The organism is Cobetia sp. MMG027 (assembly GCF_027947415.1).
GTDB classification, from domain to species: domain Bacteria; phylum Pseudomonadota; class Gammaproteobacteria; order Pseudomonadales; family Halomonadaceae; genus Cobetia; species Cobetia marina.
The window spans coordinates 1-15,639 of sequence record NZ_JAQJIO010000010.1 but is presented as its reverse complement, the minus strand read 5'-3'; the positions used below and the strand labels follow the sequence as shown (position 1 = coordinate 15,639).

10 protein-coding genes are annotated in these 15,639 nt (G+C 63.3%); 8 read left to right on the top strand and 2 right to left on the bottom strand.

Annotated elements, in window-relative coordinates:
• Nucleotides 1–4: 4 nt before the first annotated feature.
• Nucleotides 5–1,103 (bottom strand): peptide chain release factor 2 gene (gene prfB / locus PJK54_RS14100; RefSeq protein WP_136939628.1). Its coding sequence is split into 2 segments (ribosomal slippage): nt 5–1,027 and nt 1,029–1,103, totalling 1,098 coding nucleotides; the frame shifts between segments, so codons are not numbered across the junction.
• A 429-nt stretch (nt 1,104–1,532) separates the two neighbouring features.
• Here prfB and PJK54_RS14095 point away from each other — a divergent pair.
• From PJK54_RS14095 to PJK54_RS14070, 6 genes are all read left to right on the top strand, one after another.
• Nucleotides 1,533–3,158 (top strand): peptide ABC transporter substrate-binding protein, encoded by a 1,626-nt coding sequence (locus PJK54_RS14095; RefSeq protein WP_271303204.1) that lies wholly within the window; start codon nt 1,533–1,535, stop codon nt 3,156–3,158.
• Between the two features lie 150 nt (nt 3,159–3,308).
• Entirely contained in the window at nt 3,309–4,973 is a 1,665-nt protein-coding gene (locus PJK54_RS14090; protein ID WP_271303203.1) for a peptide ABC transporter substrate-binding protein, read from the top strand.
• 59 nt (nt 4,974–5,032) lie between these two features.
• Nucleotides 5,033–5,959, top strand: coding sequence for an oligopeptide ABC transporter permease OppB (oppB, locus tag PJK54_RS14085; protein WP_077377715.1), 927 nt, complete (start codon nt 5,033–5,035; stop codon nt 5,957–5,959).
• A gap of 14 nt (nt 5,960–5,973) precedes the next feature.
• Nucleotides 5,974–6,897: an ABC transporter permease gene (locus PJK54_RS14080; protein ID WP_084207794.1), complete on the top strand. Its 924-nt coding sequence runs from the start codon at nt 5,974–5,976 to the stop codon at nt 6,895–6,897.
• Nucleotides 6,898–7,044: 147 nt separating this feature from the next.
• Nucleotides 7,045–8,640: an ABC transporter ATP-binding protein gene (locus PJK54_RS14075; RefSeq protein WP_271303258.1), complete on the top strand. Its 1,596-nt coding sequence runs from the start codon at nt 7,045–7,047 to the stop codon at nt 8,638–8,640.
• Between the two features lie 300 nt (nt 8,641–8,940).
• A complete protein-coding gene (locus tag PJK54_RS14070; RefSeq protein WP_271303202.1) occupies nt 8,941–10,023 on the top strand; it encodes a porin in 1,083 nt (360 codons plus the stop codon).
• A gap of 169 nt (nt 10,024–10,192) precedes the next feature.
• Here the strand turns inward: PJK54_RS14070 and PJK54_RS14065 are convergent, their stop codons facing one another.
• Nucleotides 10,193–11,446 (bottom strand): OmpP1/FadL family transporter, encoded by a 1,254-nt coding sequence (locus tag PJK54_RS14065; protein WP_240499638.1) that lies wholly within the window; start codon nt 11,444–11,446, stop codon nt 10,193–10,195.
• A 444-nt stretch (nt 11,447–11,890) separates the two neighbouring features.
• Between PJK54_RS14065 and PJK54_RS14060 the strand changes: the two genes are divergently transcribed.
• Entirely contained in the window at nt 11,891–12,349 is a 459-nt protein-coding gene (locus PJK54_RS14060; protein ID WP_271303201.1) for a MerR family DNA-binding protein, read from the top strand.
• Nucleotides 12,346–15,177: a heavy metal translocating P-type ATPase gene (locus tag PJK54_RS14055; RefSeq protein WP_333781923.1), complete on the top strand. Its 2,832-nt coding sequence runs from the start codon at nt 12,346–12,348 to the stop codon at nt 15,175–15,177. The genes PJK54_RS14060 and PJK54_RS14055 overlap by 4 nt, the downstream gene beginning before the upstream one ends.
• Nucleotides 15,178–15,639 lie beyond the last annotated feature (462 nt).

The following is a 15,639-nucleotide window of genomic DNA, read 5'->3' as shown; positions in this document are numbered from 1 at the left end:
GCGATCAGAGCCCCATCTTGAGGCTGGCGACGATGAAGTCATCGAGATCGCCGTCGAGCACCTTGTCACAGTTGCTCGACTGGACACCGGTCCGCAGGTCCTTGATGCGCTGGTCATCGAGGACGTAGGAGCGGATCTGGCTGCCCCAACCGATGTCGGACTTGGAGTCCTCGAGTTCCTGCTTGGCGGCGTTGCGCTTCTGCATCTCGGCTTCGTAGATACGCGCCTTCAGCATCTTCATGGCGCGGTCACGGTTGGAGTGCTGGCTGCGCTCGGTCTGGCAGGCCGCCACGATCCCTGTCGGGATGTGGGTGATACGTACCGCGGAGTCGGTGGTGTTGACGTGCTGACCACCGGCACCGGAGGAGCGATAGGTATCGGTGCGCAGATCGGCCGGATTGATGTCGATCTCGATGTTGTCATCGATTTCCGGCGACACGAACACGGACGCGAACGAGGTGTGACGACGGCCGCCGGAGTCGAAGGGACTCTTGCGCACCAGACGGTGCACACCCAGCTCGGTGCGCAGCCAACCGAAGGCATAGTCGCCCTCGATGTGAATGGTGGCGGACTTGATGCCCGCGACTTCACCGGCACTCGCCTCGACGATCTCGGTCTTGAAGCCGTGATGCTCGGCCCAGCGCAGGTACATGCGCAGCAGCATGTTGCCCCAGTCCTGAGCTTCGGTACCACCGGAGCCGGCCTGGATATCGAGGTAGGCGTTGTTGGCATCCATGTCACCGGAGAACATCCGGCGGAACTCGAGCTTCTCGAGGCTGGTCTTGAGCTGATCCAGCTCGCGGACGACTTCGTCCACGGTGCCTTCATCCTCTTCCTCGACCGCCATCTCCAGCAGGTCAGCGCAGTCGGACAGGCCGTTGCTCATGTCGTCGAGGGTCTTGACGACCAGCTCCAGCGACGCACGCTCCTTGCCGAGTTTCTGCGCGTATTCCGGGTCATTCCAGACATCCGGATTCTCGAGTTCGCGAGTGACTTCCTCTAGCCGATCCTGCTTTTCGGCATAGTCAAAGATACCCCCTCAGGACTTCTGCCCTTTCGGACAGGTCCTTGATGAGGTTGGTGATCGGATTGATCTCTTGCATGGTCGTCCTGTCTTGAGGCGATGATGCGTGAATGGGGCGCGACAGCCCTGTCGAAGGGGACAGCCTGCGAGACGTTGTCCACTGGACACCTGCGCAGATCGACAGCGCGCGAAGCCCGATATTGTAGCCATTTCCCGGCGTGGCGACCATGCCCGCCCCATCATCCGTGGCCAGGTAGCCGAAGGACGCTCTCGGGTATCCGTCACGCTGCCCGCCAGCCGGCAGCTGCCTGCCTTCCATGCGACTGCGACCAAAGTCATTCAAACGGCTGTCAGCCCCGGAACGCCCGATTTTCCGTGCCTTGCATGGCGATCATCGAATGCATGCATGAGCTATCCATTTTTTAACATGGACAGCAGGCAGGAAAAGACTCGATGGTAGAAGGCATCACTCGTATTCCCCCTAACAACAATAGCGAGCCTCCCTACCATGGCACTACTGCACTCCTCGTCTCATGCGCCGGCCCTCCCCAAGCGCTTCGCGCTCAAGCGACTGGCAAGCTCCCTGCTGCTGGCCGGGAGCATCGCCGCTTCCCCGGGCCTCATGGCCGATACGCTCAAGCTGGCGATCATGGGGGAACCGGCCTCGCTGGACCCGCAGCAGATCTCCGGCACCTGGGAAAATGACGTGGTGGGCGATCTCTTCGAGGGGCTGGTCACCGAGGCCGCCGATGGCGAGCGCATCCCCGGCGCGGCCGAGTCATGGCAGATTTCCGATGACGGCAAGACCTATACCTTCACGCTGCGCCAGGACGGCAAGTGGTCCGACGGTGAGCCGGTGACCGCCGAGGACTTCGTGTACGCGCTCAAGCGCATCATGACACCCGAGAATGCCTCGGATTACGCCTACATCCTGTATCCGATCAAGAATGCCAAGGCCATCAACAGCGGCGAGGCCGAGCCGGATACCCTCGGCGTGCGAGCCGTGGATGCCCACACTCTCGAGATCACCCTCGAGCGCCCGACGCCCTACTTCCTGGACCAGCTCTCGCATTACACCGCCTACCCGCTGCCGAAACATGTGGTGGAGAAGTACGGCAAGGACTGGACCGACCCCGGCAAGATGGTCTCCAACGGCGCCTTCGAGCTGAGCGAGTGGCAGCCGCAGACCCGCATCGTCGCGGTCAAGAATCCTGAATTCCACGATGCCAAGGAGGTCGCGCTGGATGAGGTGATCTACTACCCCATCGAGGAGCGCAACAGCGCCCTGAAGCGCTTCCGTGCCGGCGAGATCGACATCGCACGCGAATTCCCGACCCAGCAATACGGCTGGCTGAAGGATAACCTGCCGGACGCCACCCACGTCGCGCCCTACCTGGGCATCTACTACTACGTGCTCAATTCACGCGACGGCCATGCCACGGCAGACCCGCGGGTGCGCGAGGCGCTCAACCTCTCAATCCGCCGCAGCATCATCACCGACAAGATTCTCGGCACCGGCGAAGTGCCGGCCTACAGCTTCGTGCCCACCGGCGTGAACCACTACGACATCCAGGAGATGCCCTTCAAGGACATGTCGATGGATGAACGCATGCAGAAGGCCAGGTCTCTGATGGAAGACGCCGGCTACGGCCCGGACAACCCGCTGGAGCTGACCCTGCGCTACAACACCAGCGAAGACCACAAGAAGGTGGCCATTGCCGCCGCCGCGATGTGGAAGCCGCTGGGCGTGAAGGTCAATCTGCTGAATGCCGAGGTCGCGGTGCACTACGAGGACATGCGCCAGGGCAAGTTCGATGTCGGTCGCGCCGGCTGGATCGGCGATTACAACGACGCCCAGAACTTCCTCAACCTGCTGGAAACCGGCGTGCCCAACAATTACGGCGCCTATTCCAACAAGGCGCTGGATGACGACATGCAAAAGGCCGCCGATACCCTCGACATGGATGACCGAGAGGCCCTGATGCAGGACGCCGAGCGCAAGGCGCTGGATGACTACGCCGTGTTGCCGATCTACTACTACGTGTCACGCAACCTAGTGAATCCCAAGCTCAGCGGCTGGCAGGGCAACATCGAGGATATCCACCGCTCGCGCTGGGTCTCGTTCTCCGAGTGAGGCGAGCCAGCTGAGCCTCTGACCAGGCTCGCCGCTCTCTCGAATGTCATGGGTTCACGCGGCTGTCCACCAGGGCAGCCGCGTGGCATCTGCCAAGGATGGCACCAGAAGATGCCGTCGCGCCCCACCGGCGTGACAAGGAGTCGACGCATGTCCCCCACTTCCTCGATGCAATGCGCGGCAAGCCTCGGCGCAGGCCTGCTGCTGTCCGTTCTCTCCGTGTCCATGAGCGCTTCCAGCAGCGCCATGGCCGCACAATCTACAAGCCCCACAAGCCCCATAAGCCCCGCAAGCCAGGACGAACAGATCCTGCGCATCGCCAATGGCGCCGAACCCGGCTCGCTGGACCCGCAACAGACCAGCGGCACCTGGGAGACACGCATCGTGCGTGATCTGTTCGAGCCGCTGATCGCCTACTCCGCCGACGGCGAGCTGATTCCCGGGCTGGCAGAGCGCTGGGAGTCGTCCGCCGATGGACGGATCTGGACCTTCCATCTGCGCGCGGGGCTTGAGTGGTCAGACGGCACGCCGTTGACCGCCGAGGATGCAGTCTTTGCGCTGCGCCGCCTGCTGACACCGGCTACCGCGGCCCACAACGCCACCCTCTACTACCCGATCGTCAATGCCCGCGCGGTGAATACCGGCGCGCTGCCCCCGGATCAGCTCGGCGTGGCCGCGCCCGATGCGCAGACACTTACCATCACGCTCAGTCATCCGTCGGCAACACTGGCGCAGACGCTGGCGATGAGCGAAGCCGCCCCGCTGCCACGCCATGTGATCGTGGCCAATGGCGCTGACTGGACGCGGCCGGCCAACATGGTCACCTCGGGCGCCTTCGTGCTCAAGGAATGGGCGCCGCAGTCGCATATCACGCTGACACCCAACGCGCGCTATCACGGCGCACAGAACGTCACTCTCGACGAGGTGGTCTACCTGCCCATCGAGGAGAGCCATGCCGCGCTCAATCGCTTCCGTGCGGGTGAAGTCGAGATCGCCTACGGCGTACCCGCCAGCCACTACGCCTGGATTCAGGACAATCTGACCGAGGCCCTGCACACCTACCCGATCCTCGGCGAGTACTTCTATGTCTTCAATCTGCGCGAGGGCTCGCCCGTGGCGGACCGGCGCATTCGTCGTGCGCTGAATCTGGCCACGCGTCGTGAGGTGATCACCGAGCGCATTCTCGGCATGGGCCAGATCCCCTCCTGGCATTTCGTGCCCGAGGCGTTGAGTGAACATCAGGGCGCGCGCTTCGACTTCGCTGACTGGTCGATGGACCGGCGCATGGCAAAGGCCCGCGAGCTGATGGCAGACGCGGGCTACGGGCCAGACCACCCGCTTGAGCTGACCCTGCGCTACAACACCCTGGAAGACCACAAGAAGATCGCCGTGGCGCTCGGAGCGATGTGGAAGCCGCTGGGCGTGCAAGTGACGCTGACCAATACCGAGGCCGCGGTGCATTACCGGGATCTGGCGCTGGGTGATTTCGAGGTCGGCCGTTACGGCATGATCGCGACCATCGCCGATGCCTACGACTTCCTGAACGCCTTCAGCAGCGACAACACCTCCAACGCACCCGGGCTCAGCTCACCGGCCTACGATGCGCTGATCGAGGCGGCGGCGCGCGAGGGCGATGACGATGCTCGCCGGCAACAACTGCACGATGCCGAGCAGTATCTGCTCGACCACGATGTGGTGCTGCCGCTCTACGACTACGTCACCTCCAGCCTCGTGACCCCCGCCATCAGCGGCTGGGCCCCCAACGCGCTGGACGTTCACCCGAGTCGCTATCTGCATATCGACACCTCGCACTGACCGATGACAGCCACCCATAACAACGACACACCCGGGCAGCGGCCCGAACGGAGCACTGGATGCTGAGCTACACCCTCAAACGGTTGCTGCAGGCGATTCCCACCCTGCTGATCGTGATCACCCTGTCGTTCTTCCTGATGCGGGTCGCCCCGGGCGGCCCCTTCGATGGCGAACGCCGCCTGCCGCCGGAAATCGAGCAGAACCTGCGCGCGGCCTATCACCTGGATGAACCGCTGCCGATGCAGTACATCCGCTATCTGGGTGATCTGGTACAGGGCGATCTCGGCCCGTCCTTCAAGTACAAGGACTTCGACGTCAGCGAGCTGATCAGCCAGGGCTTCCCGGCCAGTCTGGAACTGGGCATGTGGGCGATTCTGGCCGCGTTGCTGATCGGCGTGCCGCTGGGGGTGATCGCGGCCATCCGGCGCAACTCGACGGCGGATTACGTGGTGATGAGTACCGCACTGGCGGGGATCGCGGTGCCCAACTTCGTGATCGCTCCGCTGCTGGCGCTGGTGTTCGGCGTGCTGCTCGGCTGGCTGCCGGCCGGCGGCTGGAACGGCGGCGCCTGGCAGAACCTGCTGCTGCCGGTGGTGGCACTCTCCATCCAGCAGATCGCCTACATCGCCCGCATGATGCGCGCCAGCATGATCGAGGTACTGGGCAGTCACTACATCCGCACCGCCCGCGCCAAGGGGCTGAGCGAGTGGAAGGTGATTCTGCGCCATGCCTTGCGACCGGCGATGCTGCCGGTGGTCTCCTACCTCGGCCCGGCCATCGCCGGGATCATCACCGGCTCCGTGGTAATCGAGCAGATCTTCGGCATTCCCGGCATCGGGCGCTATTTCGTGCAGGGTGCGCTCAATCGTGACTACACCCTGGTGATGGGCACGGTGGTCTTCTATGGCGCCTTGATCCTGCTGCTCAACCTGATCGTCGATCTGCTCTACAGCATGCTCGACCCGCAGATCCGCTACGACGACTGACCCGAGGCCCTGACATGTCACAGACAACTCCCGCCCCCCACGGCACCGGCGCTGCCAGTGCCTTCGACGGCCAGCCCCCTGCGGCACCGGCAGGCGACAGCCTGACCCGCGATGCCTGGCGTCGTCTCAAGCAGAACCGCGCCGCCATGTGCAGTCTGGTGGTGATGACCCTCGTCGTGCTGGCCTGCCTGATCGGCCCATGGCTGACGCCCTTCGAACTCGACGAGGTCGACTGGAACGCCATCGGCACCGGCCCGGACCTGGCCTCCGGCCACATCTTCGGCACCGACGTCAACGGCCGTGACCTGCTGACCCGTACCCTGCATGGCGGTCAGATCTCGCTGTCGGTGGCGCTGGTCGCCACCTTCGTCAGTCTGGTGATCGGCGTGCTCTACGGCGCCGTCTCCGGCTACTTCGGCGGACGCACCGACAACCTGATGATGCGCTTCGTCGACATCATGTATTCGCTGCCGTTCATGTTCCTGGTGATCCTGCTGATGGTGGTGTTCGGTCGCAACATCTTCCTGATCTACGCCGCCATCGGTGCGGTGGAGTGGCTGGACATGTCGCGCATCGTGCGCGGCCAGGTGCTGGCACTCAAGAAGCGCGAATTCGTCGAGGCGGCGCATGCACTCGGCGTGCGTGATCTGCAGGTCGTGACGCGTCACCTGATTCCGAACGCGCTGGGCCCGGTGATCGTCTACGTCACGCTGACGGTGCCCAAGGTCATCCTGCTGGAGAGCTTCCTGTCATTCCTCGGGCTTGGCGTGCAGGAACCGCTGACCTCCTGGGGCGTGTTGATCTCCGAAGGCAAGGACATGATGGAGACCGCGCCCTGGATGCTGCTGGTGCCCTCGGCCTTCCTCGCCGCGACCCTGTTCTGCCTCAACTTCCTCGGCGATGGCCTGCGTGACGCCCTCGACCCCAAGACTCGCTGAACCGGAGCGCTGATCATGACCTCTTCACCTTCACCCTCCGGCACCGCCTCCAGCCTGCCGCCAGCACGCAACGCCGCCGACCAGGCCCGCGCCGACACCCTGACTCGCCTGGGGTTGGCGGCCGAGGCGCCGGGCACGCCGCCGCTGATGGAGATCGATGATCTCAAGGTCGACTTCCAGCTGCCGGACGGCGCGGTACCCGCCGTCAAGGGCGTCAGCTTCACCCTCAACAAGGGCGAGACGCTGGCGCTGGTCGGCGAGTCCGGTTCCGGCAAGTCGGTCACGTCCACCGCCATCCTGCGCCTGCTGCCGGAACTCGCCGAGATCAAGGGCGCCATCCGCCTGCGCGGCGAAGACCTGCTGAGTGCCTCGACGCGCCGCATGCGCGAGCTGCGCGGCAACCGCATCGCCACCGTCTTCCAGGAGCCGATGACCTCGCTCAACCCGCTGCATCGCATCGGACGGCAGATCATCGAGGTACTGGCACTGCATCGTGATCTCAAGGGCCGCGCGGCCCGTCACAAGGCGCTGGAGCTGCTGGAGCAGGTCGGCATCCCGGAGCCGGCGCGGCGTATCGACAGCTATCCCCATGAGCTGTCCGGTGGCCAGCGTCAGCGCGTGATGATCGCCATCGCGCTGGCCTGCGAGCCGGACCTGCTGATCGCCGATGAGCCGACCACCGCGCTGGACGTCACGGTGCAGGCGCAGATCCTGCGGCTGCTCAAGTCGCTGCAGCAACGCTACGGCATGGCGATCCTGTTCATCACCCACGACCTGAGCATCGTGCGCCACTTCGCGGACCGCGTCTGCGTGATGCGCCACGGCGAGCTGCTGGAGACCGGCACCACCCACGAGGTCTTCGACAACCCGCAGCACGCCTACACCCGCATGCTGATCGATGCCGAACCGGCCGGCGAGAAGGCCGCGGTGGCGGCGGATGCGCCGGTGCTGCTCTCGGCACGCGATGTGCGCGTCAGCTTCACCATCAAGCGCCCGCTGTTCGGCCCCAAGGTCGCCTTCGAGGCGGTGCGCGGCATCGATCTCGAGGTCCGTCGTGGCCAGACCATCGGCATCGTCGGCGAGTCCGGTTCCGGCAAGTCCACGCTGGGTCGTGCCCTGCTGCGCCTGCTCAAGAGCCAGGGCAACATCGACTTCGATGGCGTGGACATCGCCGCGCTGGACAAGTCCGGCATGCGACCGCTGCGCTCGCGCATGCAGGTCGTCTTCCAGGACCCCTTCGGCTCCCTGTCGCCGCGCCTGACCGTGGGCGAGATCATCAGCGAAGGCCTGCGCGTGCATCATCCAGAGCTCAATCGCGCCCAACGCGACGCACAGGTCTGTGAGGCACTCTGTGAGGTCAGCCTCGACCCCGGCATGCGCAATCGCTATCCGCATGAATTCTCCGGCGGCCAGCGCCAGCGTATCGCCATCGCTCGCGCCCTGGTGCTCAAGCCGGAATTCCTGCTGCTGGATGAGCCGACCTCGGCGCTGGATCGCTCGGTACAGGTCACGGTGATCGACCTGCTGCGCGACCTGCAGGCGCGTCATGGCCTGACGTACCTGTTCATCAGCCATGACCTGGCGGTCGTGCGTGCACTGTCAGACCACCTCATCGTGATGAAGGAAGGCGAGGTGGTGGAAAGCGGCAGTACCCACGCCATCTTCGAGGCGCCCCGTGAGCGTTACACCCGTGAATTGATGCAGGCTGCCTTCGCACCGGACCTGGGCCAGGCGCACCACTGACACCCTGAACACGACGACATGCCTGATGGGCGCTTCGGCGCCCATCAAGACCCCGCTTTGCCTGAGAAAAGGCTCAGGCGAGGGCAGCCGAGTCGGTCACGCGAATCGACATTGGCTGCCAACCGGGTGCGTGCACCCGACCGAGGCCGGAGCAGGATGCTCCGGCATTCCCCACACCGATGGAAAGACATGCACAGGATGACGATGCAACCTACAACAACAGCCAGCATCCCCCTTCTCACTCACCCTCGTCTGCGTCACGCGATTGGCGCAGCCCTGCTCGGCACGGGACTGCTGAGCATGAGCCCCATGGCTCAGGCCATCGAGGTCTACAAGACGGATACCGACCGCGTCGAGTTCAGTGGCCGCCTGGCGGCGTTTGCCGTGATCCAGGATGGCGCACACGATGAGATCTACAACGGTGGCTCGCGGATTCGCCTGATCCACGAGCATCAGTTCCAGCAAGGCTGGAGCTCGATCATCCGGGCCGAATGGGGCTTCGACCCCTGGTTCAAGGATGGTACCGATGCTCACTACAAGCGCATGCTCTACGCTGGGGCGGCACACGAGAAATGGGGCAGCTTCACGGTCGGCAAGCAGTATGGTCCCTGGTACGACATGGTGGCCGTCAACACCGACTGGTTCTGGATCAATGGTGGCGAGGCGTCCGGTACCTTCGAAGGCCGCAGCGGTGACGGCGGCCTGCATGGCACGGGACGCCCGGACAACTCGCTGTACTGGAAGAAGGGTTTCGGAGAGTTCACCATCGGCCTGCTCTACCAGCTCAGTCATGATGGCCAGCACAGCAACGAGACCTCGCTCTTCGAGGACGGCGTCTTCACCACCGAGACCGAGTACTCAGGCTATGAGCGCGACTACAGCTATGAAGCCGCGCTCAACTGGCATCCGAACGAGGACGTCACGGTGGGCGGGGTCTTCCACCATACGGAGCTGAGCGACTACGAGAGCGGCAACAGCGAGAACGGCGATGTCGATGCCTGGTTGCTCGGCGGCCACTGGTCGCCGGGCAACTGGTACATCGCGCTCGTCGGCGGGGAATATCGCAACCACATCGCCGGCAGCACCCTGGACTCCTCGGAAGCCTTCGTCGACAAGGCGCGCGGCGCGGAATTCGTGGTCAATTACAAGTTCAAGGAGGTCATCTGGGGCGATGACAGCGTCGAGCTCTATGGCGGCCTGAACCACCTGGAAGACACCGACAGCGAAGCCCGCTACGCCTATCAGATCCTGGGCGCGGCCTGGCGAGTCAAGGACCTGACGCTGGCCACCGAGTACCGCTTCGACAACAGCCGCCAGTCAGACGGCAGCGAGTACAGCGCTGACCGCGACCAGCTGATGTTCCTGGCACGCTACGACTTCTGATCGTCATGTCAGACGCTGGTGACGGACCGCCGATGCTCGCGCTGAGGCGATGGTCCCGCCCCTGCCGGATGGCCTCCGGCAGGGGCAACAAAAAACGCCCGGTCATGTGACCGGGCGTTTCTGTATTGGTTGTCCTGAGATCCGCTCAGCGTTTCAGCCGCTTACGTACTCAGAAGCGATAGGTCGCGCCGAGACCGAAGCCATGCGCTTCATTCTCGTAATCAGCTTCATAGGTCCCACGGTTGGGCTCGCTCAGGCTGACGGTGGCCGTCTCTTCCCACAGGTAGGTGTAGGCCATGTCGATGGTCAGCTCCGGCATCGGCGTCCAGCCGGCCCCCAGCGAGAAGATGGTGCGATCCCCGGACGGGATACGCGCGCTGCGATGCTCATCCACGGTCGGGCTGTCATCGAAGGCCATGCCGGTACGCAGCACCCACTGCGGATTGAGCTGATAGCTCAGACCGACCGCATACTGCCAGCTGTCCTCGTAGCCCTGCTCCTCGACGATGTCGTTCATGTTGTCGACTTCCACCGCGATCTCGTCGAAGCGGCTCCAGTGCACCCAGGTCACGCCCGCCATCAGCGTCCAGCGATCATCCAGCTTGTGCGTCACGGAGAAGTCGATGCTTTCCGGCAGGGTCACGTCCAGCGACGCATCCTGCTCGGTATTCGCGAAGCCCGTGCCAGTGAAGACATTGTTGTACTTGGCCTCGCCTTCCAGGCTGTAGTCGACCTTGGAGCGATAGGACAGACCGAGACGGGTACTTTCCACCGGCTGGAAGATGACCCCGACGTTGTAGCCCCAGGCGGCATCGTCGCCCTTGATCTTGACCTTGCCATCCCCTGCGCCGACATCGACAGTATTCGACGTCAACTCACCCTTGATGCTGTTGTAGGTCACACCGGCACCGATGGCCCACTTGTCATTGATGCGGTAGGAGATGGTCGGCTGGGCGGTGACCACCTCGACTTCACTGTAATTGGCGAAATAACGGCCACGGAAATCAGAGCCATAATCGGTGATCACACCAAAGGGCGCATAGACCCCGAAGCCCAGCGCGACCTGATCGTTCATCGGTTGCACATAATAGAAGGAAGGCACTGCCGCCCCCGGCACCATGTCGCCGTCATCTCCGCCAGAGACTGGCCGACCGAGTGCATCATTCGCGCTGGCGACATCGATATCGGTATTGACGTCCAGATAGGTCACCCCACCGGTGATCTGGGCGCGATCCAGGAAGGACATGCCAGCCGGGTTGCCGAAGACGGTGGAAGCATCGTTGGCATTCGAGGCGCGCCCGGCGAAGGACGTCCCCTGAGTGCTGACGCTCTGCTCGTTGAGCTGGAAGGCCCCCGCGTGAACGCCACCGGCATAAGCCGTGGCAGCCGCTGCCAGCGCGACCCCGAGGGTGAGTTTGTTCATCTTGTTTTTCATTATGGATGGCGTCCCATTGCAGGTGGCTTGGAGAGCTGCATGTTGTTGTTATCGTTCGTTGATGCATAGCCCTGACACCTACGTTTTGGGCGAGTCGCCCGTTCAAGTCAAGGGCGAACGTTTGTTTGAATAGGGAGATTTCTAGTATTTGGGGAACTTTCATTCATGTCTGCACTGTCATCGTGTTGCTAACCCCATGTCCTGGCGATCATTTAGCGTCTGTTCGCCAGCGTTTAAAACATGGCGGGGCTCTCGCCTTCCTCTCTAGCCTATTGGTCGAACATCAGGTTTTTCGTATGTAGTGGGTCGCTTGACCTATGTCCTGCACATAGGTCTTACACTGAGGATCATTCACGGAACATTGGCTGCCGACAGACCTTCAGGGCAGCCGAATGCTCTCTCCGCCACTCTTGATCACGAGGAGATGATGCAATGAAAGTCGCTGAACTGGCCCGCGAAGGAAACGTCACCGCCGAAACCGTTCGCCATTACACGCGCCAGGGGCTGATCACGGCCCGGCGCGATCCCGTCAACAACTACCAGCGCTTCGATGAGCAGGCGCTGGTACGTCTCAAGTTCATCAGTCAGGCACGCCAGTTGGGCTTCAGCCTTGCCGATATCAAGCAGATTCTGCAGCAGGCTGACCAGCATGACTCCCCCTGCCCCATGGTGAGAGACCTGCTCAAGGAACATCTGCCCCGAGTGCGTGAGCGCATCCGCGAGCTGGAAGCCCTGGCAGAGCGCATGGAGCATGCCATGGAGAGCTGGCAGGACATGCCGGACGGCGTGCCGGATGGCAACAGCGTGTGCTGCCTGATCGAGGGGCAATCATTCCCGCCCCCCTCAGAAGAGAGCGGAACGTACACCCCTGACACCGGGAGGACCTCATGAGCCACGACCCCATTGCCACGATCAGCGTGATGAACACTGACGGCATCAGCTGCCAGGGGTGTGTCACCAGGATTCGCAAGGCCTTGCTGGCACAGGATGATCAGGCCGAACTGGTCGGCGCTCCTCAGGCCCAGCTGCTGCTGGTACACACGAGGCTGGGTGAGGAAGGAGTGGCGAAGGTGGCGCAGGACAGCGGCTATCCGCTCACCCCGGCAGCACCGGCCACCCCTGCGAACCTCGAGATCAACGTCTACGGCATGCACTGCCAGAAATGCGTCGCCAAGCTGCGCAATGCCATTCAGCACTGGGATTCGTCCGCGACCGTCAGCGGTACGCCGGCAGACAACGTCCTGCAGGTCTCCAGCTGGCTGCCGGAAGCCTTGCTTGAACGTCTTGTCGTCGAGGCGGGCTATGCATTGGAACCTCCTGCCGAGGGCGACACATCAGCGGATCTCACTGAGTCCGACGACACCACGGAGGATCACGCAACGGCGGCTCCAACGGCAGCAGAACCCTCTCCGGCCAGCCCGACGGATAGCGAAAGTCTTGAGCTCTCGCTGTCCGGCATTACCTGCGCCAGCTGTGTCGCCACTATCCAGAAGACACTGGATGGGCTGGATGGCGTGGAACATGCCGAGGTCAACTTCGCTTCGCGCACGGCACAGGTCAAAAGCCAGCTTGCGACCACCGAGATCATCGCGGCCATCGAAGACGTGGGATATGGGGCAAGCGTGGTGAAAGACCCGGGCGCCAATGACGCGCAACAGCAGGAAGAGGCTGACCAGGAATATCGCTCTCGCATCCGTGACAGCGTGCTGTCACTGGGCATCGGTATCCCGCTGATGATCAGCATGTTCTTCCATCATCCCGGCTTCGAAGGTCTCGAACGTGGAGTGTGGCTGGCCATCGGGGTCGCGGTGCTGGGTGTGCTCGCCACCGCAGGACGCAGCTTCTTCACCAGCGCCTGGAAGGCCTTCACCCATCATCAGGCCAACATGGACACGCTGGTGGCACTCGGTACCGGGGCGGCATGGCTCTATTCCATGGGCGTGCTGATCTTCCCCGAGACGGTGCCCCAGGCGGCGCGAGGCCTCTACTTCGAAGCCTCGACCATGATCATCGGCCTGATCAGTCTTGGTCAGGCACTGGAGGTCAGAGCCCGCGGGCGTACACAGAAAGCACTGCGCGCGCTGCTGGATCTGCAGACCCGTACCGCTCGGGTCATTCGCGAGGGCGAAGAGCGCGAGATCGATGTCAACGACGTACGCAGCGGTGACCACGTGCGCATTCGCCCCGGTGAGCGCATCCCGGTGGATGGCAAGGTGATCGAAGGACAGAGCCACATCGATGAATCGATGTTGAGCGGTGAGCCGCTGGCTGTCTCACGTGGTGTCGGCGATGACGTGGCTGCCGGCACGCTCAACACGCGTGGCAGTCTGGTCTTCGAGGTCGAGCGCATCGGCAGCGAGACACGCCTGGGCCGCATCATCAGTCAGGTGCGTCAGGCGCAGAACTCGCGCCCCCCGATCGGACGGCTGGCCGATACCATCTCCGGCGTATTCGTGCCCAACGTGATGATCATCGCCATTGTCGCGGCGCTTCTCTGGTTCAACGTCGGGCCCGCCCCGACTGGCGTGCATATGCTGGTGGTCGCGACGGCGGTTCTCGTCATCGCCTGCCCCTGTGCACTGGGTCTGGCGACGCCCATCTCGACCATGATCGGGGTCGGCAAGGCAGCGGAACATGGCGTGCTGGTCCGCAGCGGTGAGGCACTGCAGACCGCCAGTCGCTTGACCGCACTCGTGGTCGACAAGACCGGTACCCTGACGCGCGGCAAGCCGGAAGTCACTGAAACGCATCTGGTCTCGGGGGAAAGCGAGCAGGAGGTGCTGGGTGCCGCCCATGCCCTGGAGCGGGGCTCCGAGCACCCCCTGGCCACCGCGCTGCTGGCACATATCGAAGCACAGCGTCCCGAGGCCTCGCGCAGCAAGGCCTTCAATGACTACCAGACCATCAGCGGGCGCGGCATTCAGGCTCAGGACGATGCAGGCCGCACCTGGCGCATGGGCAACGCTGCCATGCTGGAGGATGCAGGTATCAGCCTTGCACCGCTGAGTGAGCAGATCACGTCGCTGGAAGACAATGCCCGCACCGTGATCCTGATGGCACGTGACAATGCATTGATCGCCGTCTTCGGGCTGGCCGACCCGCTGCGTGACGATAGCCGCGACGCCATCGCTCGCCTGCATGCCGTTGGCCTCAAGGTGATCATGCTGACCGGTGACAATCAGCACACGGCCGCTGCCGTGGCCCGTGAGACCGGGATCGATGACTATCGTGCCGGCGTCTCACCGGATGACAAGCACGATGAGATCGCCCGCCTCCAACAGGAAGGCCATGTGGTGGGAATGGTCGGCGACGGCATCAATGATGCGCCGGCGCTGGCGCTGGCCGATGTCGGCTTCGCGATGGGTGAAGGTACTGATGTCGCCATCGAGACGGCCGGCATCACGCTGATGCAGCCCTCCCTGGCAGGGGTCGCGGACGCGATCGCGATCAGCCAGGCCACGCTGCGCAACATCAAGCAGAACCTGGTGGGTGCCTTCGGCTACAACCTGATCGGCATTCCGATTGCGGCAGGCATTCTCTATCCCTTCACCGGCATGCTGTTGTCGCCGGTGATCGCCGGGCTGGCCATGTCACTGTCTTCCGTGACGGTCGTGACGAACGCCAACCGCCTGCGGGGATTCACTCCCCCGGGGGCAGCTCGGTCACGTACGGACAGCACAGGAAATTCTTCCACCATGCCACAAGGAGAGTCAGCATGATCTGCATACTCGTCAATCTGATAGGGCTTGGCCTGATCGCTGCCATCGTCTGGTGGTTCTGGCTGGCCAGGTCATAAATCACGGCTCTACCACTGATCCGTAGCGCCTTCATTTGATCAGTGAAGGCAGCTCAAGACGCCCTGCCACGCACTTTGTGGCAGGGCGTCTTCGCGTCAGCCTCTAGCGGGTCCGATGTCCGCCAAGACCCTGCCGCTCTTCCGGGACAGCGCCATGTAACAGCGACAGTTGCCCCGTAAGTCGGGACCCTCTCGCGCCGCCAGAGGGTGTGGACAACTTGTCTTCCTGGTTGGCGTCCATCTGTCCACACCCGCTCTCCCGGCGGTTCTGCATATCAGTGCGTCACTACCTCGACGAAGCGCCTCCCGCTTTACCGTACTCTGCCCACCTCGATACCCCAACGCAGACCGCCCCTGCAGCTGGGCTGCAGGGGCGGTTCAGTAT